18 protein-coding genes and 1 tRNA gene are annotated in these 19,673 nt (G+C 70.1%); 6 read left to right on the top strand and 13 right to left on the bottom strand.

Going from position 1 to position 19,673, the window contains the following annotated elements; translation table 11 throughout:
- The first annotated feature begins 1 nt into the window (after position 1).
- The gene (locus tag CTKZ_RS21400) at positions 2-157 is read left to right on the top strand and encodes a hypothetical protein (RefSeq protein ID WP_160142825.1); all 156 of its coding nucleotides are present in this window, start codon (positions 2-4) and stop codon (positions 155-157) included.
- Between the two features lie 315 nt (positions 158-472).
- Here the strand turns inward: CTKZ_RS21400 and CTKZ_RS04460 are convergent, their stop codons facing one another.
- Positions 473-1,366, bottom strand: a complete 894-nt coding sequence (locus CTKZ_RS04460; RefSeq protein WP_503825968.1) for a DUF6615 family protein — start codon at positions 1,364-1,366, stop codon at positions 473-475.
- Between the two features lie 233 nt (positions 1,367-1,599).
- Positions 1,600-2,790: an ATP-binding protein gene (locus CTKZ_RS04455; protein ID WP_160142824.1), complete on the bottom strand. Its 1,191-nt coding sequence runs from the start codon at positions 2,788-2,790 to the stop codon at positions 1,600-1,602.
- A 1,236-nt stretch (positions 2,791-4,026) separates the two neighbouring features.
- Between CTKZ_RS04455 and CTKZ_RS04450 the strand changes: the two genes are divergently transcribed.
- The 3 genes from CTKZ_RS04450 to CTKZ_RS04440 all read left to right on the top strand — a co-directional run bounded on the left by CTKZ_RS04450 (position 4,027) and on the right by CTKZ_RS04440 (position 6,562).
- The gene (locus CTKZ_RS04450) at positions 4,027-5,328 is read left to right on the top strand and encodes an AlbA family DNA-binding domain-containing protein (protein ID WP_124341813.1); all 1,302 of its coding nucleotides are present in this window, start codon (positions 4,027-4,029) and stop codon (positions 5,326-5,328) included.
- Positions 5,329-5,465: 137 nt separating this feature from the next.
- Positions 5,466-5,936 carry a hypothetical protein gene (locus CTKZ_RS04445; protein WP_124341812.1) on the top strand — a complete coding sequence of 157 codons (471 nt, stop codon included), beginning with the start codon at positions 5,466-5,468 and terminating at the stop codon, positions 5,934-5,936.
- 431 nt (positions 5,937-6,367) lie between these two features.
- Complete coding sequence (locus CTKZ_RS04440; RefSeq protein ID WP_124341811.1) at positions 6,368-6,562, top strand: YegP family protein; 195 nt, start codon at positions 6,368-6,370, stop codon at positions 6,560-6,562.
- Between the two features lie 185 nt (positions 6,563-6,747).
- On the opposite strand, the gene CTKZ_RS04435 is transcribed toward CTKZ_RS04440, so the two are convergent.
- Entirely contained in the window at positions 6,748-8,082 is a 1,335-nt protein-coding gene (locus tag CTKZ_RS04435) for a YopA family protein (RefSeq protein ID WP_124341810.1), read from the bottom strand.
- Between the two features lie 645 nt (positions 8,083-8,727).
- On the opposite strand from CTKZ_RS04435, the gene CTKZ_RS04430 reads away from it, so the two are divergent.
- Positions 8,728-8,916 (top strand): hypothetical protein, encoded by a 189-nt coding sequence (locus CTKZ_RS04430; protein WP_124341809.1) that lies wholly within the window; start codon positions 8,728-8,730, stop codon positions 8,914-8,916.
- Here CTKZ_RS04430 and CTKZ_RS04425 read toward each other — a convergent pair.
- From CTKZ_RS04425 to CTKZ_RS04415, 3 genes are all read right to left on the bottom strand, one after another.
- Entirely contained in the window at positions 8,913-9,872 is a 960-nt protein-coding gene (locus CTKZ_RS04425) for a hypothetical protein (RefSeq protein ID WP_124341808.1), read from the bottom strand. The two genes, CTKZ_RS04430 and CTKZ_RS04425, sit on opposite strands and share 4 nt — an antisense overlap.
- A 187-nt stretch (positions 9,873-10,059) precedes the next feature.
- Positions 10,060-11,166, bottom strand: coding sequence for an ImmA/IrrE family metallo-endopeptidase (locus CTKZ_RS04420; protein WP_124341807.1), 1,107 nt, complete (start codon positions 11,164-11,166; stop codon positions 10,060-10,062).
- A gap of 283 nt (positions 11,167-11,449) precedes the next feature.
- Positions 11,450-11,523: transfer RNA gene (locus CTKZ_RS04415), tRNA-Leu, on the bottom strand.
- Between the two features lie 98 nt (positions 11,524-11,621).
- On the opposite strand from CTKZ_RS04415, the gene CTKZ_RS04410 reads away from it, so the two are divergent.
- A complete protein-coding gene (locus CTKZ_RS04410) occupies positions 11,622-12,422 on the top strand; it encodes an alpha/beta fold hydrolase (RefSeq protein WP_235843338.1) in 801 nt (266 codons plus the stop codon).
- A gap of 58 nt (positions 12,423-12,480) precedes the next feature.
- Here the strand turns inward: CTKZ_RS04410 and CTKZ_RS04405 are convergent, their stop codons facing one another.
- The 7 genes from CTKZ_RS04405 to CTKZ_RS04375 all read right to left on the bottom strand — a co-directional run.
- Positions 12,481-13,983, bottom strand: coding sequence for an NAD(P)/FAD-dependent oxidoreductase (locus CTKZ_RS04405; protein ID WP_124341805.1), 1,503 nt, complete (start codon positions 13,981-13,983; stop codon positions 12,481-12,483).
- Between the two features lie 133 nt (positions 13,984-14,116).
- Complete coding sequence (locus CTKZ_RS04400) at positions 14,117-15,622, bottom strand: GH1 family beta-glucosidase (RefSeq protein WP_235843337.1); 1,506 nt, start codon at positions 15,620-15,622, stop codon at positions 14,117-14,119.
- A gap of 92 nt (positions 15,623-15,714) precedes the next feature.
- On the bottom strand, positions 15,715-16,896 hold the full coding sequence (locus tag CTKZ_RS04395) for a hypothetical protein (protein ID WP_124341803.1): 1,182 nt from the start codon (positions 16,894-16,896) through the stop codon (positions 15,715-15,717).
- Positions 16,893-17,249 (bottom strand): PadR family transcriptional regulator, encoded by a 357-nt coding sequence (locus CTKZ_RS04390; protein ID WP_124341802.1) that lies wholly within the window; start codon positions 17,247-17,249, stop codon positions 16,893-16,895. The genes CTKZ_RS04395 and CTKZ_RS04390 overlap by 4 nt, the downstream gene beginning before the upstream one ends.
- 157 nt (positions 17,250-17,406) lie before the next feature.
- Entirely contained in the window at positions 17,407-18,360 is a 954-nt protein-coding gene (locus CTKZ_RS04385) for a Ppx/GppA phosphatase family protein (RefSeq protein ID WP_124341801.1), read from the bottom strand.
- A gap of 96 nt (positions 18,361-18,456) precedes the next feature.
- On the bottom strand, positions 18,457-18,960 hold the full coding sequence (locus tag CTKZ_RS04380) for a DUF501 domain-containing protein (protein WP_124341800.1): 504 nt from the start codon (positions 18,958-18,960) through the stop codon (positions 18,457-18,459).
- Between the two features lie 115 nt (positions 18,961-19,075).
- Positions 19,076-19,673 (bottom strand): FtsB family cell division protein (locus tag CTKZ_RS04375; RefSeq protein ID WP_235843332.1); only part of this gene is annotated, 598 nt, incomplete at its 5' end.

Below are 19,673 nucleotides of genomic sequence, written 5' to 3'. Positions count from 1 at the left end.
CGTGAAGGTCAACCCGTACCACTCGACCAACCCGACCGACCCCGACGTCTACCACGACCACGACGACTGCCCGTCGGGGCAGCAGATCCCCTGGCAGAACAAGCGCAGCGGGACCAACGGCTACCGCCGTTGCGAGCACTGCCGGAACAAGGGCTGACCGCGTGCCGATACGGGAGGGCGACTCCCGGCACTACATGTGGCGCGCAAGGAGCGCGTGAAGGGGATGGCGCGAGGGCTGTGTCGAGTCAGCTCGGACTAATCGTGCGGTAACGAACCTGGACTGGCGAACGCAGAATACGGCGTTGAGCTACATCGATACATGTCCACTATGACGGCACGCCGGACGCGGCGGTAGCGCACCTGGGACTCGTTGCCGACCAGACCGCGGCGGCGTGAGGTCGTTGCCCCGGTCGATGAGCACGGCGCCGCCGAGTGCTGTGCGTGTGCGGCGGTGGGGGTCGAGAGCGCGTCTCTAGCTATTGCTCGGGTCACCCTCCGACACCCACACCACGCCAGCGAGTCCGGTGTCGTCGAGCACCGCGTTCAGGAACTCCTCGCCCGCTTCGGGTTCGTCGAACGTCCGGCTGGCCTCAAAGAGTCTTCGCAGTAGGCCTTGACTGAACTCCTGTTGGCTCGACTCGACGCCCGGCCCGCCGTACGCATAGAACTGTGCTCGCAACGCGCTATGCACCGTCTCGTCGAGGGGTTCAGCCAGTTGACGGCCGCTGACGTGGTCCTGGCACGCGAGCGCGCACGACAGCGGTCGCGCCAAGGTCTCGAAGGCGTGAGCGGGCACGCAGGGCGCCGAGGCCTCGACTAGTGCGGCTGCGAGATTCGCACCACACAGCGCGATACCTCCCAGTGGTCCTAACACGCGCTGCCATGGGCACTGCTGGGCGTAATGCGAGGCGGATGCCGAGTCGTTGTACAGGGCGTAGGCCGCAGGCAGTCCAAGTTGCGCCGCGTGGTCGAGAAGCACCTGCAACTGAGTTAGATCCTCGTTGCCGGCTCTGGTGCGAGCGCCCCGCGACGCTGCCTGCCCGATCGCGTACGCATGGTGAGGACGCACGGTCAGAAGCTTCGCCTGCACCAGGAGGCCGGTCATCCCACCAGTTCGTCCACGGAACGTCCACAGCCAGTCCGCACCGATTCGGCCCTCAACGGGCTTGCTGTAGGCGGTCGCGGTGATCCCGCTAGCACGGCGGTCCTGAGCGAGACCGAGAAGAAGTCTCTCGGTGACCGTCTCCTCTTGGTAGGGCGTCCTGAGCATTCGCGCGCACGCGATGTCATGACCGGCTTGTTGCTCTTGGAACGCCAACGCTTGCTTGAGCGATAGCCCAGCCGGAGAGAGTAGGTGCGCAGTCACGACACCCAGCGTGCAGCACCCGTGCGCGCCTGCGACCCAGATCCTCGTCCCAGTCACCTAGATGGAGCGACCAGGTGAGACACGGCCGACACGCCCTGCCGCAATCTGCGGGCTCGCTCTGAGGCACCAGCGGTCATCGACGGCACCGCTAGCTGTTGCGTCGTTCCCAGCGCCGACAACGCTACTGCTGCAGCAGCGGTCCATGACCCAGCTGGCGTGGATACGACGGGTGGTCAGCCGTGAACGGACCAGTCGTCGCGACGCATGATGTAGGTAGCCATATGAGGGACGGTGAACGCCAGTTCGCCTCGTGCCGGCGCGTACAGCAAGCCCTTGGCGATCAGGGCACTGCGCGTCACCGACAAGTCCTGCAACTTCCGCTTGCCGAGTCGGCTCACAAGGTCCTGCACCGCGGAAGGCCCGCTGTCGAGCGCCATTGCCTGCATGAGCCGTTGCTCAGACTTTGTGGCCCGTTCCCAGCGAGCGAGGAAGAAACCCGAGTCAAGTGCCTCGCCACCGGATAGGCGTCCAAGAATCGCGTCCTGGACCGTGATGACCTCGGGTCCTGCGGCCGCACGCCACGTGTGTGCGCCGAACTCCTGAACGAAGTATGGGTAGCCCGCGGAGGCATCCACCAACGAACTGAGCGCATCGGTGTCGAAGCGTGCCCCGCTGCGAGCAGCCGGACCCGCGTAAGCCTCTGCGGCCTCGGCCTTCGATAGTTGACCGATGGAGTGGTACTCGAACTGGCGCTCGGCGTAAGGCCGGACATCAGCCAGTGTGGCTGGGACGCTCGGGAGGCCCGCACCGAACAGGTAGAACGGCCATCCCTGCTGCACTGCCTGGTGCTGCGTCGAGAGCAACGCAGCGAGGGTCTCGCGGTCAAGATCTTGAATCTCGTCCGCGAAGACGGCGAATCCGATCCCAGCCGCCTGTAGTGCAGGCGTGATGTCGGCGACGAGCTCGGGGAGATCGAGCTCGAGATCGCCAGAGTCAGCCCTGCCTTTGGTCGGCTCCAGGTCGACCTTCAGCTTCACGCCCACGTCGACGGTGAACGACGAGATCGTAGCGAGGGCCGTGTGCAGCTTGTCGCTGAACCGCTCGGCCCGGGTCTGCATGCGACGCGCGCCCGCAACGAGGCCGCGCTCCAGCTGACGCCGCACCTGCTGCCCTGCGCGTCTCTCCGATTGGGCTTCGATTGCCACCGTCAGCCAGTCGGCTGCTTCCAGCCGGTTCTGCATCTCGCGCAGCAGCACGGTCTTGCCCACGCCTCGAAGGCCATGAAGCATGACCGAACGCCCGACGAGCTGGTTCGCGGTTCGTTCGCGGAGCACAGCTACCGCGCGCAGTTGTGGGTCGCGCCCAACGAGTTCGACGGGTTTTAGCCCCGCTCCGGGCGTGTAGGGATTGCGGGCGTCGTCCACGTACCACCACCCCAGGTAACTCTATATTTTCCCATAGACGCGACTATACAACCTCAGACGAGTCGTCGACTTCATTCCGCGCTGGTTCACGGTCGCCGTAGCACGCGGCCCGCCTCGTTGCACTGACCACGAGCATTCTTTGATGTGACGAGAGACCTCCGGGTCGAGCCGAAACTGCTGACGGAACCCCGTGTGGCCAACGGAGGTCTCTCGTGTCTCATGCCAATGCCCGGTTGACCCCGGCAGACACGTTCGTGCTCGTCTCGCGGTTCGCGGCCGGTCGCCCGGTCGCGCACGTGACCGCGGAGATGGGCGCCTCACGCACCACGGCATGGCGCGCGACCACCCGGCCGCACCTCGCCGTGCGTCGAGCAACGGGTGCGAATCGAGCGGATGCTCAGCCGTCGGGTTCCGGTCTGGATCGGGCGCCGACTCGGCCTGTCGGCCTCGACGGTCGGTCGTGCGCTGGCGCGCCACCGCACAGGATTGCTGCGTGGGTGCGATCGGTCGACTGGGCAGCTTATGCGGGCGAGCCGCTCCTCGGCGAACCGCTACGAGCACCCTTAACGGGCTCGATTGTGCGCACCCACGTCAAGAAGTTCGGACGAATCCCTACGGCGCCGGATGGAAGGCGCGCGGGCGAACTGCACGGGTGGCCGCCCGGCACAAGAGTCCCTACCCCCCACCCACAGGAGCGCCACGTGAACGCTCGGGCCTTCCCAACGCGCGTCGGGGTGACGCTCGCCTTCCCAGTTGTGCGGAGCGTTATTACAGGTCAGCACGCTGCCACGCGAGGGCACGACGTGCGCACGCACCCTCACGGCAGCCGTCCGCGGGGATGGGGCCGGCGTCGGCATCGCGTCTCACTCGGCCCACCGCGGCTGGGGCCTCGACCAGCGTTATCCCGCCGCAGCACAGGTCCGGAAGCTCTCGGGGTTGCTCCGCCGACCATCTCGGCGACTGGCTTGACTGCATGGCTAGTGCGTCGAACCGAGCCGGCGTCAGGCCGGGAGTGGTGGCTCGTTGCCGAGCATCGCGCTCGGCACCCGAGCGATCCGCGCGGTCCCGACGCGACGCATCTGGCATGACTTGGACCTACCTCGCGTCGACGATGCGAGTGTTCGGGTGCCGTTCTTCCCTCGAGTGCGGCGCCGGTGTGCCAGTTCGGCACTCGGAAGGGGGCCTGATTCGACATGATGCTCATGTCCCCGGGACACAACTCGCCAGGAGTATGCGATGGCTGCGCAGCCATGGACGATCTTCACCGCCGACATCGACGACATCGACGCCGACCTTCTGCGCTCGTTCATGCGTGGACAGCTTGCGGATCGCCTCTTTCAGGAGAGCGCGGCTTTGGAGTTCAAGCGTGAAATCCACTCGACGAACGTCGTGCGGGCGATCGCCGCGCTAGCGAACACAGCAGGCGGGATCGTGCTCCTCGGAGTCGACGAGAACGAACCAGACTTTGACAACGCGCCCGGCGTCCCGGCCGACACGGCCATGCGGGTGCTGAACCAGTGCCAGTCGTCCCTCACGCCGAGGTTCAGCCCGGAGATCGCGCCAGTGCCGATCCCGGGAACCGATCGGGTCGTGCTGGTGATTCGCGTTCAAGCGCAGCCTGCGCTCCTTCCGGTCGCGCTCAACGGGCAGGTGCCCATCCGTCAGCCGGGCCGAACTGTCAACGCCACGCACGACCAGATCCTCGAACTCGTCGCACGACGCTCCACTTCACCGACGGATGCCCCGATGTACAGCGTTCAAACGACTTTCGCACCTGACGGCGACGTCCGGTCGCAAGACCCCACGCCGTCCTTCACCGTCCGAGTAGCGACCGCTGCATACGCACGGCTAGCGCCCGCCCGAACAATCACGCTAGGACGACGCGAACGGGCAACTCTCGCCAACATCATCGAAGAGTCGCCACTGGCCACGTTCGCGGGGCTCAACGCGCCTCACCTCGTGCGAAACCTCTCCGAGCGTCCGACGATGACCGACGACTCACGCAGCGCGAGCCGATACGCGGCACACCTTGCCGTTCCCAGCGAGCCGAACCCTCACCGAATCTCGTTGGACGTCCGCGTCAGCGGGCGCCAGGTCGCGTTCGCGGTGGACTTCAGTGCGAACGTCCCATCGACCCCGCAAGACGCATCGACGCTACCGGTTGTGCAGCGGCACGACTTCATCGCAGCCGCTGGATGTGCCGTGCGTACAGTCGAAGATGGTTTGCTTCCCGTCGTCGCGTCCTGGATGGGAGGCACGCCAGCCGCCGTTGACGACCTCGACTGCTGGGTCACGACCGCCAACCGCCCGTTCGATCGCGCGATCGACCTGACGGACGCCGACACGTTGCCCACGCCTGGGAACCCGTGGACCGGTTCAGTCCGTCAACTCGGCCCACTGGCTGACGAAGGCGACCTCATGGCGCGCTTCCGGGCGCCGATGGAGCGGCTGTACATCGACCTGCAGGTCGACGACGAGGTTAGTCTCGTGGATCTGGACTTCGCGCGGGCTCGGGAAGTGCTCACGCGCGTGCCGTGACTTGAGACGGCTGGACGTTGTGAACGGTTGCGTGGCGGACATGTCGGCCGGCTGCAGCGACCGGACGCCGCGGTGCTAGAAGGCAGTACCCCCGATCTTTTGATCGCCACGCGCGTGGTGGCCCTACCGTCTACGTCGTGACAGAGACGTCGAGCGGCCCCCTTCCAAACAACGTCGCACAGCTAGCCGCATGGTCGGCTTGGTCGCCATTCACTCCCGACGTCGTTCGCACGGCGCCACCCACGCCCGGGGTTTACCTCTTTCGCCAAGGTTCGGTCCTGGTCTACGCCGGCCGCGCCGGCGAACGCAGCGGCAGGGGACTTCGTGGTCGTCTCACGATCTACGTGTCGGGCCGCGCCCCGCACAGCGGCCTGGGCAACCTCGCACTCGAGCGCGCTCTTCAGGACACGGAGTGGGTTCGCGCACGGCTCGTCGAGATCGAGGCGGGCACGCGTCTGACAGTTCAAGACTGGAGCGCGATGGCCGTCCGGCGAGCCGAACTTGACGTGTGCTGGACCTCAGTCATCGACGCGGCGCAGTCAGTCGCACTTGAGCGCGCGGTGCTCGACGCCCTACGAGGCGCGGCCCTCTGGAACCGCATCCGCTGAGCGGCGCAACACAGGCCCGTCGAGGCCAGCACCCACGAGCGCGCGACTCGACGTACAGCGCGCCCGGGTCCGTTGCGTCCAGGGCCCAGCGGTTCCCTCTACCGGCCTACTCTCAAGGACATACTCCGCGACGGCACGCTCTCGTCGCCCGGAGCCAGTGTGGACGGCGGCGGGCGGTGCGGTCGACGCTACGTGGGCGTGCGCTACCCAACCCGGAATGCCTCCTACCTCGCCCCATGGAAATCGTGTCGGATGACGCCCACCGCACCCTCGCCTACATCGCTCTCGTCAATCAGGGTGGCGCTCGACCTACCCGCGCGAGTATCGAAGAGTACTTTCGGTCCGCAACGCCATCGCACACCACCCGTCGAGGCGATGCCGCAGGGTAAATCTCCGATCTACGGTGGTTCCACTGAATAGAGGAGATTTCCATGGCGACTCGATTGCTCTACACGCGCGCCGACGGACGGTGGGCGTGGCGTCTGACTGCCGACAACGGCCAGATCATCGCGACCGATGGCGGGCAGGGCTACTCGAACGAGAAGGATGCTCGCGCGATGGCCGACGCCGTTATCGGGGGTGCCTATCGCGACGCCGACAAGCGGATCATTCGGCCGACGACGTAGGGCTTCGCCCCGCGGCGGATCGTATGCCGGATTCCTGACGACTCGTGAGCCGCTCTCATGCCACCTGTGCGAGGGCAATGCCGATTCCCGTCGGGTGGTACGCGCAGGAGCGGTCCGCGCACCAGCGAATGCACCGCGCACGGGCGGGGTGAGAGTCGCGTCCGACGCTCTGGCCATGCCCGACATCACAGGGCCTCGGACCTGGCCCACGGGACGAGTTCACTGTCGCCGCTCCATCGCGTGGTGATGGTGCGGTCGGTGACGTGACCCATGTAGCCCAGATGGTGCAGGAGTGCGAGTTCGAGATACCTGCTGGCGAGTCTCGAAGCTTCACCAAGCATCCCGCGCGTCTCGTACAAAGAGGCAGGGCTGCCTCCGTGGGTGATGGCGTGGCGGATGCGAAGCAGCACCTTCGGGCCATCGTCCTGCCCGGCGTAGGCGGCTAGCAGCGGCTGATGGAGCCTGGAGATCTGGCAGGGCACATGGGCTGAAGTAAGTAGGCGTCGCAGACGCTTGTCCGCTTGCCGGTTTCGGTCCGAACTGCGGTTCGTCTCCGCGAGATCACTTAGGTGCTCGAGCGCGGCGACAGCCGTCATGATTCGCTGCTCAACGAAGCCCGACTCGCCGGCGGCGATGACGGACGCCGTCAGGAACTGCAGGGAGTGCCTCCGGGTCGGGTTCATCCAGCGTGCGAGGAAGAGCTCAAGGTACTCGTCGAGGTCCTCGGGCCGGTACTCCACCCACCATCGACTGTGGGCTTTTGCGGGCGTGTCGACGTGTGGCGCGGCAAACAGCGCCCAAACTGCGCGCCCGTCCATGCGGCCAACGGGGAGCACTGGCGCTACCCATCGACCTAGCGCGAAGCTCAACGCGATCTGCAGCCCGTCGAGGAACTGCGTGACGTCGTCACGGCGAAACGTTGCACCATCCGAACGCCTCACACGCATCGTGTGCGTGAGCACGTTCAGGCGGTTCTCCTTGGCGCTGGCGAGTGCAGCGCGCACATCGTGGCGCTCGTCGAGGCTGACGGACCAGCCCGCGAAGTCCCGCGACCAACGTCCGGGCCACTCCACCCATCCCCCGTCCGGCTGTTCGGCGCGCAGCATGGTCGCGCCGCGTAGCGGCTCAAGGTTGCCCCACTGGACGATCACTTCGTCGATATCAACGTCGTCGCCGCCGACCGTCGCGCCACCGATGAACCCACGCCCATGACCATTGTGGTGGACTTCCAGCTCCATCGGCGTGCCCAGGAAAGTCAGGGCGAGAGCCGTGGACTCGCGGCTGCCGCGATAGGTCCAACTACGTGGAAGATGGCTGTTCCCGTCGTCGTCGATCGACCACAGCAGGTGCGACCCTGACCGGATCATGAGGACGATCTCCCCCGGCCGCACGTCCGAGGAGCCTTGCGAGGACTTCAAGCGGATGTCTCCGCGGAAGAGCTGGATCAGGTCGGAAGGCGGCCCATACGGCAAGAGGCCAGTGATAGGCGGGTACGCCAACTCGACAGCATCAGCAGTCATCGCAGGACACTGTTGCGCTCATGCGGGTCACGATGCTCATCGACCCCCTCCCCGGTCTCGCGCCATCGCCAGACCTAGCTTTCGGACCCGCACGCGGGCATCTGTTCGCAACCATGACACGCACCGCAGGGCGTGAACATCACTCTCAACCGCGTGAGCGTACGCGTCAGCAGGTACCGTGCCGACCATGAGTACGCCGACCCGTTCCGCCGGACGATGACACCAACGCTTGACCGCACAGTGCGGGACGCGCTCGTGAACGCCGGAACAGGCACCGAGGCGCTCCGTCGGGCCTCGGCACCAGTTGGTCTGTGGTCTCGGCTTCAGGTCGAGGGCGCGGTGGCAGCAGCGATCCGAACACTCAAGTGGCGGGGCTACCCGCTGCCTATGGTGTGGCTCGCTGATGCTCCCGTCGTCCCTGTCGTATCGATTGACGCGTCGGCATGGCATGCCCGTAGCGCGCACCGCCTAGGACCGATCCTGGATCGCGGCTGGTGGTCGGGAGCTTCCGATGACTCTTACGTGGCAGCGCCCGCCCGACCCTTAAGGATCGAAGGATTCCTTGTCCTGAGTTCGGGCAGGCGTCTCCGTAGTGCGCTGGGTCGACTACACACGACAGGCCCTGTCGCTGCGCTCCTACCCGCGATGGATGCGCTGGACACGGTCGAGTTGATGCACTGCGACCTCTACGGGTACAGCGTGGTCGCCGCGCTAGGCGGCAGTGCCGACCTGCTTGTGGACGGCGGTCAGTGGAAGCCGCCAGGCGGTCACGTGCACTTCCAACGCATGCTGCGCGAAGAGCAACTGTTCGACATCGCACTACGTTCCGCCTAAGCGTTCAGCTCCTCATAGGCCACCTTCCACGCCCCCAGGAAAGCCGGCGCTTCGAACGGCACACCGGTGGACGACTCGATGTCCATGTGCGCGAACTGAGCCGACTTCCCCGCCTCGTAGAACGCAAGGCGCTGCAGCGCAGGCGACCGCTCGACCCCCAACCGAGTGGTCGCGAACTCCATCAGAGCCCGCAGAGAGTGGTCGTACGCCTGGGCTTCGTCGGTGACCCGGTCCAGGGTGAGTCCATCGCAGGACGTGCAGTCGCACACGAGATACTGCGGGATGCCCGGGTACTGCACCACGTCGGCGACCACCTCGAGCGATTTGTACGACAGCAGCCGAGGAACCCATACGGCCACACGCGCCGGGCGACCTCCACCCTTCGCCCCTGGTGCGGGCAGCGGGTACAGGTGACGCAGGCTCGTCTTGGTGCCGATCGCGCCGCCGGCGGCGCCGTACGGGATCGCGACGACAGCGGACGCGTCACAGCGCAGCAGCAGGACCGGGGGTTCGGCGCCGAGCACGTGCACGAGACCCCGGACGACAGCTTGCACACCCATCGAGTCGCTGGCGTGCTCGACCGTGAGCGCCACCGGCACGCCCGCCCGGTTGATGGCCTCCCGCAGCTCGCGGGCCCTGTTCTTCAGCCACAGGTAGCTGATCGGCAGGTTCACGACTACGGCCCGGCGCATGTCCCGGCCCTGACTGAGGGTGCTGTTCAGCGCAGCGAAGTCGCCGTCGGGGATGTACGGCGAGTCCGTGAGCGCGTACCGCTGCCCGTTGCGCAGCTGGGCGTCGACCCAGGCGACGTCCAGGCTGCTCGGGCCGCTGATGCGCTTCTTCCCCGCGTACCGGTTCGCGTCGACGAGGGTGTCGCTGACGTCACCGGTGACAGCCCCGAATGCCGTCAGCGTCTCGGTGAGGCGCTCGAGGCTCGGCTGACGGCCTGACGGCATCGTGATGACCCCACCGAGGGCCGACTCGACACACAGACGAGCCCCCCTCACGACTTCCGTCGCAGTCGCCTCCATCTGGACTGACAGAGCGGGACGGCCCGCGTACAGCTCACGGCCCGGCACCAGACGCGCACGACGCGTCGGTGCGAACGAAACGGGAGGGGTCGGTGTCGCAGCATCAGCCATGTCAGGCACCGTTCTCGGCGGTCAGCGCGCCGCAGCGCGTTGGGATCGGGAAGTACCGGCGGAAGCTGCTCTCGGTCATCAGCGCCGTCCGCGCCAGATCCGCGACCGGCTGCCCGGCCGCCAGGCGACGCGCCAGAACGTTCCGCAGGGTCGTCGGGTGCTCGGCGGGGATGTCGATCGGCTCGGACGTCTTCCACCCCAGGCTGGTGAGACGGAGCTGGAACTCGCGGTACTGCCGGTCGGAGATCTCGCCCAGGTCGCGAGCGCGCCGCACGAGGGCAGCCACCGACATTCCCCACACCGGCTTGAGCTCGACGAGGCGACGGAACTGCGCCGTCGTCAGACCGGTCAGGGCGGGCCGGATCTGCTCGGGAGGGGCGAGGAGCGACGCGGCGAACTGGTCCGCCTGGGCCTCCTGGTCCTCGCCCGGGATGCGGTGCATGACCACATGCCCGAGCTCGTGCGCGATGGTGAACCGCTGCCGGTCGCCGCTCAGGCCGCTGTTCACGATCAGCAGCGGGAACTGGTCAGAACCATGCGGCCAGGACGACACCGCATCCTGAGCGCTCGACCCCAGGGGCCGCTCGAACACGACGACACCCGCGTGCTCCAGCGCCGCGACCAGGTTGGGTACCGGCCCGGGCGCCAAGCCGAGACGGCCTCGAACGTCAGCCGCGACGTCCACGGGGTCCGGCGGGTCGAGTTCGGCGACGCGCTCCACAGCAACGGTCTGCTCGTGGTAGCCCGACAGGAGGTTCTCGACGGACAGCCGAGACAGGTGCGCGACCGCCTCGATCTTGTTCTTGGACGCGACCGTCAGCCGCGACGAACGACGCCGGTGATGCAGACAGGAGACGTCGAGCCCCAAGAGCGGGGCGGGGTGCGTCAGCAGCTGCGGGGGGCAATCAAGAGCATCGGCCACCGCGCGCAGCGCCTGCCCCTTGAGCTCCATCAGACCGTTCTCCGACTTGGAGATCGTCGACTGGTTCACGTTCGCGCGCGACGCGAGCTCCCGCTGCGTCCAGCCCTTCGCCTCGCGCACCAAGCACAGCGTGCGCCGGTCGGCGCTCGATGTGAGCACGGCGGGATCCGCGCTGGGTACGTTCATGAAGAGGACAGTACTACAGCTGGCATCACATTGGCATCATCCGCGGCATATTTGCCGGGCATCCGCCGCAATCCTGACGAGGCGCAGCTAGCCAACTGGTTCCTGACACGCCATGCAGAAGGGTCCGTCGACTACGGCTCGATCGAGCGCAGCGGGACATCTGGGTGCCTCAGCGCCGACCGCCAACGTCTTTGGCGCAGGCAGCGAACGGGCATTTCCGCAGGTCACGGCGTGTTTGAGTTTCGCCAACCCCAATGCGCGCGTTTCCCCAACCACACGTCCGTGCCCCCGCCGGGGCTCGAACCCGGACTGGGCCGGGTTTAAGCCGGCTGCCTCTGCCGATTGGGCTACGGGGGCGCCGCCCGAGCGTCATGGGAGCGCGGCGGGCGACGTGCACGCTCATCCTGCCAGCGCCGTACCCGGCGCTGTCGGTGGTCCGTCCTAGGGTCCTGCGCGTGCACATCGAGGAGCGCGGAGCCGGGATCCCGGTCGTGATGATCCACGGGTTCGGCGTCGACCACCGGATCATGCTGCCGCTCGACCCCGTGCTCGCGGCGCACGGGCCGTGGCGTCGCCTCTACGTGTCGCTGCCCTGGACCGCCCGCACGCCGCTCGGCAGCGTCCGCAGCAGCGAGGACGTGGCGGGCGCGGTGCGCGACGCGGTGCGCGAGCGCCTCGGTGACGAGCCGTTCGCGGTCGTCGGCAGCTCGTACGGCGGGATGATGGCGCGGCGCCTCGCGCACGACCTGCGCGACCAGGTGCTCGGGCTCGCGACGGTCGCGGGACTCTGGGCCGGGGAGGTCGACGCGCGCGTCCTGCCCCCGCGGACCGTCCTGCGGGAGGACCCGGCGGCGCTGACCGGCGTCGACCCGGTGGTCGCGAGCGGATACCGCGCGATGGCGGTCGTCGAGTCCGCGGCGGGCCTCGACGCGTACCGGCGGTTCGTGCAGCCAGGCGAGGACGACGCCGACCAGGACGCGCTCGACGTCCTGCGCGCGCGGTACCCGTTCGACGTCGAGCCCGAGGACGCGTCGCCCGAGCCGTTCACGGCACCGACGCTGGTGCTGTGCGGGCGGCAGGACCACGTCGTCGGGTACGCCGACGCGTGGCGGCGGCTCGACCACTACCCGCGCGCGTCGTACGTCGTGCTCGACGCCGCCGGGCACAACGTGCACCTCGACCAGCCGCGCGCGACGGCGGCCGCGCTCGCGGCGTGGCTCGACGAGGTCGCGGTCGAGGCGGCGGAGCGGTCCTGACGCGACGAGGCCCGGCCCCCGTCGTGGGGAGCCGGGCCTCGTCGGCGGACGGCGTGCGTCAGCTGGCGCTCTTGGCGGCCTGGCCGCTGCCCGTCGCCTGCTGCTTCTCGGCGGGCGAGCCCGCCTCGGCCTTCTGCGGCGGCAGCGCGGCCGTGTCGACGGCGCGCGGCTTCGGCGGGACGGCGGCGGCACGGAACTCGGCGCGCGGGTCGTGCACCGAGCCGAGCGCGACGACCTCGCGGCGCAGCAGGATCGATCCGGTCCAGCCGGCCATGATGCGCAGCTTCCGGTTGATCGTCGGCATCGCGTACACGTGGTACGTGCGGTGCAGGAACCACGCCAGCACACCGCGGACCTTGATCTTGCCGAACATCTGCGCGACGCCCTTGTACATGCCGAGGGACGCGACGGCGCCGATGTTCTTGTGCTTGTACTCGGTGAGCTCGGCCGAGCGGAGCACACGCGCGAGGTTGTCACCGAGGTGCTTGCCCTCGCGGACCGCGTGCTGCGCGTTCGGCGGGCAGAACTGGCCGGGGTTGAACAGGTCGGGCACGGCCGCGCAGTCACCCGCGGCGTACGCGTCGGGGACGGGCGTGCCGTCGGCGTCGACGACCTGGAGGAAGGGGTTGCAGGTGACGCGGCCCATCTTGTCGAGCGGCAGGTCGGACTGCTGCAGGACGGGGTTGGCCTTGACACCCGCGGTCCAGATGATCGTCTCGGCGTCGAACTCCTGGCCGTTCGAGAGCACGACGTGCCCGTCGACGCACGAGTTGAGGAACGTCGACAGGAAGATCTCGATGTCGCGCTTGCGCAGCTGCTCGAGCGTGTAGCCGCCGAGCTCCTCGCTGACCTCGGGGAGGATGCGCGGCGAGCCCTCGACCAGGACGAAGCGCAGCTCCTCCTGCTCGATCTGGTTGTAGTGGCGCACCGAGTAGCGCGCCATGTCCTCGACCTCGGCGAGCGCCTCGATGCCGGCGAACCCGCCGCCGACGAAGACGAACGTGAGCATGCGCTTGCGCAGCTCCGGGTCCCAGGTGCTCGAGGCGACGTCGATCCGGTTGAGCACGTGGTTGCGGACCGCGATGGCCTCCTCCACGTTCTTGAAGCCGATGCCCTGCTCCGCGAGGCCGGGGATGGGCAGCGTGCGGGCGACCGAGCCGAGACCGACGACCAGGTGGTCGTACGTGATCCAGTACGGGTCGCCCTCCTCGGGCGTGATCTCGACCGTGCGCTCGGCGTGGTGGATCTGCGACACCTTGCCCTGCAGCACGTCGACGCCCTTGAGAGCGCGGCGGTGCGGGGCGACGACGTTGCGCGCGTCGATCGAGCCGGCCGCGGCCTCGGGCAGGAACGGCGCGTACGTCATGTACGGGCGCGGGTCCACGACGACGATCGCAGCCTCGCGCTTGCCGAGTCGCTTGCGCAGACGGCGGGCGGTCGTGAGACCGACCGAGCCGCCGCCGAGGATCACGACGCGCGGGACCTTGCGGGGCTTGCCACGGGGGACGACCGCACCGGCCGCGGGTGCGGCGTCGACCGGGGTCTGGGCAGAAGTCGGCATATCTCCACGGTATCCGCCACCGTCGAACCATGCCGTCCGGTGGACGGTGACGCTGCGCACACGGCCTGGGAAACGGCTGTGAGCCTGGTCTCACGGCTGCCGCCCGGCGGCTGCGGCGCCGCGTCGACGCCGGTCAGGCCAGCGGGACGGCGTGCTGCGCGACGACGTCGGCGTACCAGCGCGCGCTCGCCTTCGGCGTGCGCTCCTGCGACTCGAAGTCGACGTGCACGAGCCCCCAGCGCTGGTCCAGCCCCTCGGCCCACTCGACGTTGTCCAGCAGCGACCACGCGTAGTACGCCCGCACGTCGACGCCGTCGTCGACCGCCCGGGCCACCTGCTGGAGGTGCGCGCGCAGGAACGCGACACGCTCGGGGTCGTCCGTCGTACCCTCGGGCGTGCGGTCGGGGATGCCGTTCTCCGTGATCACGAGCGGCGGCGCGCCGGGGTAGTCGTCGCGGACGCGGGTCAGCGTCTCGTAGAGCCCTTCGGGGTGGACCTGCTGCCAGGGCGCGTCCGACGTCGGGTACAGCTGCACGTTCTGCCCGCCGCTGTCGACGCCAGTGACCCCGTAGTACTGGATCGCGAGCACGTCGAGCGGGGCGCTGATCGTCGCGAGGTCGCCCTCGCGCACGAGCGCGTCCAGGACGGCCGGGTCGGCCGGGATCTGACCGGGCCGGTCGCCGAGCGCGTCGTCCGGGTAGGCGCCGACCAGGACGGGGTCGAGGAAGAGCCGGTTCTCGACCGCGTCCGCGCGCACGGCCGCGTCGTCCGCGCCCGCCCCGGCGGCGTAGACGGGCTGCAGGTTGAGCGCGATGCCGATCCGCCCGGCCACGCCCGACGCGCGGAACGCCTGCACCGCCAGCCCGTGGCCCAGCAGCTGGTGGTGGACGGCCGCCACCATCTGGTCGACGTCGCTGACGCCCGGCGCGTGGTACCCGCTGCCGTAGCCGACGTAGGCGGTGGTCTTCGGCTCGTTGATCGTCAGCCACGGGCCCGTGACGTCCGGCAGGGCGTCGACGACGATCGCCGCGTAGTCGGCGAACCGCGACGCCGTGTCCCGCGCTGCCCAGCCCCCGCGGTCCTGCAGCGGCTGCGGCAGGTCCCAGTGGTACAGCGTGACCGCGGGCTCGATGCCGCGCTCCAGCAGCAGGTCGACGAGGCGCCGGTAGAAGTCGACGCCCGCCTGGTTCACCGCCCCCGAGCCCGTCGGCTGGATGCGCGGCCACGCGACCGAGAACCGGTACCCGTCGAGGCCGAGGTCCGCCATGAGGTCGACGTCCTGCGCCCAGTGGCGGTAGTGGTCCGCGGCCGGGTCGCCCGTCGCACCGCCGCGGACGTTCCCCGGCTGCGCGGCGAACGTGTCCCAGATCGAGGTGCCGCGGCCGTCGGCCGTCGTCGAGCCCTCGACCTGGAACGCCGAGGTGGCCGCGCCGAGCACGAACCCGTCCGGCAGCCGCATCGGTTCCGCGGGCGGCGTCCAGGTCGGCGTGGCGCTCACGACCGGCGGCGACCCGTCGGACCCGGGCGTGCAGGCGGCGAGCGCGCCGAGCGCGAGCGCTCCCCCGCCGAGCCGCAGGACGTCGCGGCGGGAGACGGGCCGGGCGGACGTCCACGTCGGGCGGGCGCGGCGATCGGGCACGTCCCGCATGCTCCCGCCGCGACGACCCGCCGTCCAGAGCCCGGCGGGACCAGAGACGCCGTCGGCGGGCCGACCGGCGCGAGGTGGGTGCGTCAGGGGCCGGACGTCTCACCGACGACCGGGCCGGTCGGCTGCGGCGACGGCGTCCCGGCGTCGGCACCCGCGTCGGCAGCGCCGTCCTGACCGTCCGCGACGACCGTCCCGCCCGACGACGTCGCGCCCTGCGCCGCGGGCACGTCGACCGCGGGCGCCTTCGCGAACGGGAGCGGCGGGAGGCCCGCGCGGGAGCCGACGCTGAGCACCATGCGGCCGCCCTCGTCGTCGTACGTGAACTGCGACGACGGGCCGCCGCGCAGCGGGTAGACGTTCCACCGCGTCCGACCGTCCTCGGCCGTCGCACCGACGAACTGCCACGGCTCGTCGACACCCGGGAGCGTCCACGGCTCCCAGCCCTCGTCGAACGTCGTGCGGACGGGCCGCCCGCGGTCGTCGAAGATCTGCACGTCGCTCAGCGGGTTGCCCTCGGCGTCGTAGACGAACAGGTTGCTCACCTGGACGCCGTCGACGACCACGCCGTCGACCATCTGGTCGCGGTACTCGACCGCGGTCCCCGCGGAGGTCGTCGGGTACCAGCGGGCGGTCCGGACGTCGCTCTGCAGCGTCGACAGGACGGGCAGGATCGCGACGACGGCGACGGCGTTCGCGACGAGCGGCATCCACCTGGTCCGCCGGGACGCCACCCATGAGCCGCGTCCCCACTGCACGCTCGCGACCACGGCGGCCCCGAGCAGCAGCCACGTCCAGGCCGTGTGCGGGACCCACTGATAGCCGCCGACGAGCAGCGCGACGACCAGCACGTAGACGACCCAGGCGCGCGCGACCCACCACACCGGCCGCAGGGACAGGGCGAACGACTCGACGGGCGACCACCACGCGTGCTGCCGGAGTGTCGCGAGGACACGGCGCCCGAGCTCGCGCCCGCGGCGGACCGGCCAGATGAGCGCGTCGCGGACCGGACGACGCGCACGCTGCGGCGCGGGCGCGTCGAGGCCCGCGGCGGTGCGCAGGTCGGTCGCGTACGCCTCGGGCGTCCCGAGCAGGTCCGCGAGCGTGCGGCCGTGGCCGACGCGGCGGTCGTCGTCGAGCGCGTCCTGGAGGTCGAGCTCGAGGTCGTCGGTCAGGTCCTCGACCTGCTCGGGCGTGAGTCCCGCGAGGTGCTGGCGGACCGCCGCGGCGTACTGCGCGACGTCCGAGGTGACGGCCTGCGTGCTCATCGCGTTCCCTTCCGGCCCCGCGCAGCGCCCGGGACGTCCGTGTCCAGCAGGCGGGCCATGGTGCCCGCGAACTCCTGCCAGTCCTTGCGCTGGGCCTCGAGCATCGCCCGGCCCTGCGCGTTGATGCCGTAGTACTTGCGGTGCGGCCCCTCGTCGCTCGGGACCACGTACGAGGTCAGCGCGCCGGACGAGTACAGGCGGCGGAGCGTGCCGTAGACGGACGCGTCGCCGACCTCCTCGATGCCCGCGGCTCGCAGCCGGCGGACGACGTCGTACCCGTACCCGTCCTCGTCGGCGACGACCGCGAGCACCGCGAGGTCGAGCACCCCCTTGAGCAGCTGGGTCGTGTCCATCGGCCGCCTCCGTCCCGTCACGGCTCCCGTGGCGCGGGGCCGTCGTGTCTGGTGCGGGAACCTCCCTCCAGGCTCCCGCACGGCGCACACTAGTACACAGTGCGCACTAGCGGTGGGTTTCCGCAGCGTGTCGTGCGGGGCCTCCGCGGGAACCCGATCAGGCGGGGACGGCGCTCCAGGCGATGCCGTCGAGGATGTCGTGCTCCGACGTCACGACCTCGCTGAGCTCACCGCCCACCGCGGCCACCTCGTCGCGCACGCGCGTCACGACGTCGTGCCACACCAGCGCGCCCGCACCGATGACGTCGACGCGGCCGGGGTGCATGAAGCCGAGCGCCGCGCGGTCCGCACGGGACCGCCCCAGCAGGTCGTCGCAGGCCGCGAGCACGGTGTCGACGGGCAGCACCGCGCCGTCGATGCGCTCCGGCCGGTAGCGGTCGAGCCCCAGCGCGTGCGCGGTCACCGTCGTCACCGACCCGGCGAGCCCGACGAGCGTCACGGCCTTGCCGAGCGGCACGACGCCCGCGGCCACGTCGAGCGCGGCGGCGACGTCGGCACGCGCACCCGCGACCTCGTGGGCCGTCGGCGGGTCGGACAGCAGGTGCCGCTCGGTCAGCCGGACGCAGCCGACGTCCATCGAGTACGCGGCCTCGGGCGCCGACGTGCCGAGCACGAGCTCGGTCGAGCCGCCGCCCAGGTCGACCACGAGGAACGGCCCGGGGTGCGTCGCGGCGAGGACGCCCGTCGCACCGCGGAACGACAGCGCGGCCTCCTCCTCGCCCCCGACGACCTCCGGCTCGACGCCCAGCAGGGAGCGCACGCCGTCGACGAAGTCCCCGCGGTTCTCGGCATCGCGTGACGCCGACGTCGCGACGAACCGGACGGCCTCGACCCCCAGGTCGTCGCACACGTCCGCGTAGCGGCGGGCCGCGTCGAGCGTGCGCGCGAGCGCCTCGGGGGCGATCCGGCCGGTGCGGTCGACGCCCTGGCCGAGCCGCACGACCTCCATGCGCCGGTCGAGGTCGACCAGCGTCCCGGCGTCGGGGTCGACGTCGGCCACCAGGAGCCGGATGGAGTTGGTCCCGCAGTCGATGGCAGCCACACGCGTCACCGGCACATCCTCCCATCCGGCGCGCGGGTCCTCGCGCCCGTCGCAGGGCGTCACGAGGTCCGTGTCATGCGTCGCCCGCGACGTCGACGGTCGTCGTCAGCAGGTGCAGCGGTCGGGGCGCCACTCGTCGCGGACCAGGTCGAGCACCTCGTCGCCGATCGGGTTGACGCCCGGTCCCGCCGCGAGCGCGTGCCCCGCGAGGACGTGCAGGCACTTCACGCGCGTCGGCATGCCCCCCGCCGAGATCCCGGCGATCTCCTCGACGTGCCCGAGCTCCTCGCGGTCCGCGAGGTAGGCCTCGTGGGCGCGCCGGTAGGCCGCCGCGAGCTCCTCGTCCTCGGCGAGCCGCGCGGTGAGGTCCTTCATCAGCCCCGACGCCTCGAGCGTGCTCACGGCCGCGACCGCGGGCGGGCACGTGAGGTAGTACGTCGTCGGGAAGGGCGTGCCGTCGTCGAGCCGGGGCGCCGTGCGCACGACGAGCGGGCGCCCGCAGACGCAGCGCGCGGCGATCCCGACGACGCCGCGCGGGGGACGGCCGAGCTGCTCGGCCAGCACGACGAGGTCCTGGTCGGTCACGGCGGTGGCGGCGGTCGGGGTCACGACGGTCCGATCGGGTCGGGGACGGGGTCCGGGCGCCGACGCGGCACCCGCTGCACGCATTCTCCCCCGACGCCGACCCGCAGCCGTACCGCCAGGGGCACGCCGCGACGCGTCCCTACGGTGTGGGCGCCGGCTCCTGGCCGCCACCCTCGGGCGTCGCGGGCTGCTCGGTGGTCGGCGCGCGCTCCTGGCTCGGTGCCGTCCCGGCAATCTCGACCGACTGCCACACCGAGGTGTACCAGGGCTGCGTCGCGCTCTCGTCGAGCACGGTCGACGACGGCCCCGGGTCGACGGCGGGTGTGTCCGGCACCGTCTCGGGGTCGAGGACGCGGAACGCCTTCTCCCCCGGCAGCACGAACGACAGCCGCTCACGGGCCTGCGCGGCGACGTACGCCGGGTCGTCCCAGCGGCCCTTCTCGGCCTCGAGGTCGCCGTTGCGCTGCTCGGCCGCGGCGACCTGCGCACGGAGCTGCGCGAGCTCCTGCTGCTGCTGGAGGTAGGAGTGCAGCGTCGGGTAGACGAGCACGAACGCGAGCAGCAGCACGAGCGAGAAGACGAGGACCCGCACGGTGAACAGCCGCGGCAGGCGCACCTGCACCCGCTCGGCGCGGGGCGTGCCGCGCGGCGGCGTCGACGACGGCCCGCGCGACGCCGGGCGGGCGGACGCGCCAGGCCGTGCGGCCGGACGCGAGCTGCTGGGCGGCGATCCGACG

This window comes from Cellulomonas algicola, from assembly GCF_003851725.1.
GTDB lineage: Bacteria > Actinomycetota > Actinomycetes > Actinomycetales > Cellulomonadaceae > Cellulomonas > Cellulomonas algicola.
This window is presented reverse-complemented; position numbering and strand designations above follow the sequence as displayed.

Coding starts and splice junctions, on each gene's coding strand:
- CTKZ_RS04450 (WP_124341813.1), top strand. CDS start 4,027: ATGGCTGCGCAGCCATGGACGATCTTCACCGCCGACATCGACGACATC.
- CTKZ_RS04440 (WP_124341811.1), top strand. CDS start 6,368: ATGGCGACTCGATTGCTCTACACGCGCGCCGACGGACGGTGGGCGTGG.
- CTKZ_RS04435 (WP_124341810.1), bottom strand. CDS start 8,082: ATGACTGCTGATGCTGTCGAGTTGGCGTACCCGCCTATCACTGGCCTC.
- CTKZ_RS04430 (WP_124341809.1), top strand. CDS start 8,728: ATGGATGCGCTGGACACGGTCGAGTTGATGCACTGCGACCTCTACGGG.
- CTKZ_RS04425 (WP_124341808.1), bottom strand. CDS start 9,872: ATGCCGTCAGGCCGTCAGCCGAGCCTCGAGCGCCTCACCGAGACGCTG.
- CTKZ_RS04420 (WP_124341807.1), bottom strand. CDS start 11,166: ATGAACGTACCCAGCGCGGATCCCGCCGTGCTCACATCGAGCGCCGAC.
- CTKZ_RS04405 (WP_124341805.1), bottom strand. CDS start 13,983: ATGCCGACTTCTGCCCAGACCCCGGTCGACGCCGCACCCGCGGCCGGT.
- CTKZ_RS04395 (WP_124341803.1), bottom strand. CDS start 16,896: ATGAGCACGCAGGCCGTCACCTCGGACGTCGCGCAGTACGCCGCGGCG.
- CTKZ_RS04390 (WP_124341802.1), bottom strand. CDS start 17,249: ATGGACACGACCCAGCTGCTCAAGGGGGTGCTCGACCTCGCGGTGCTC.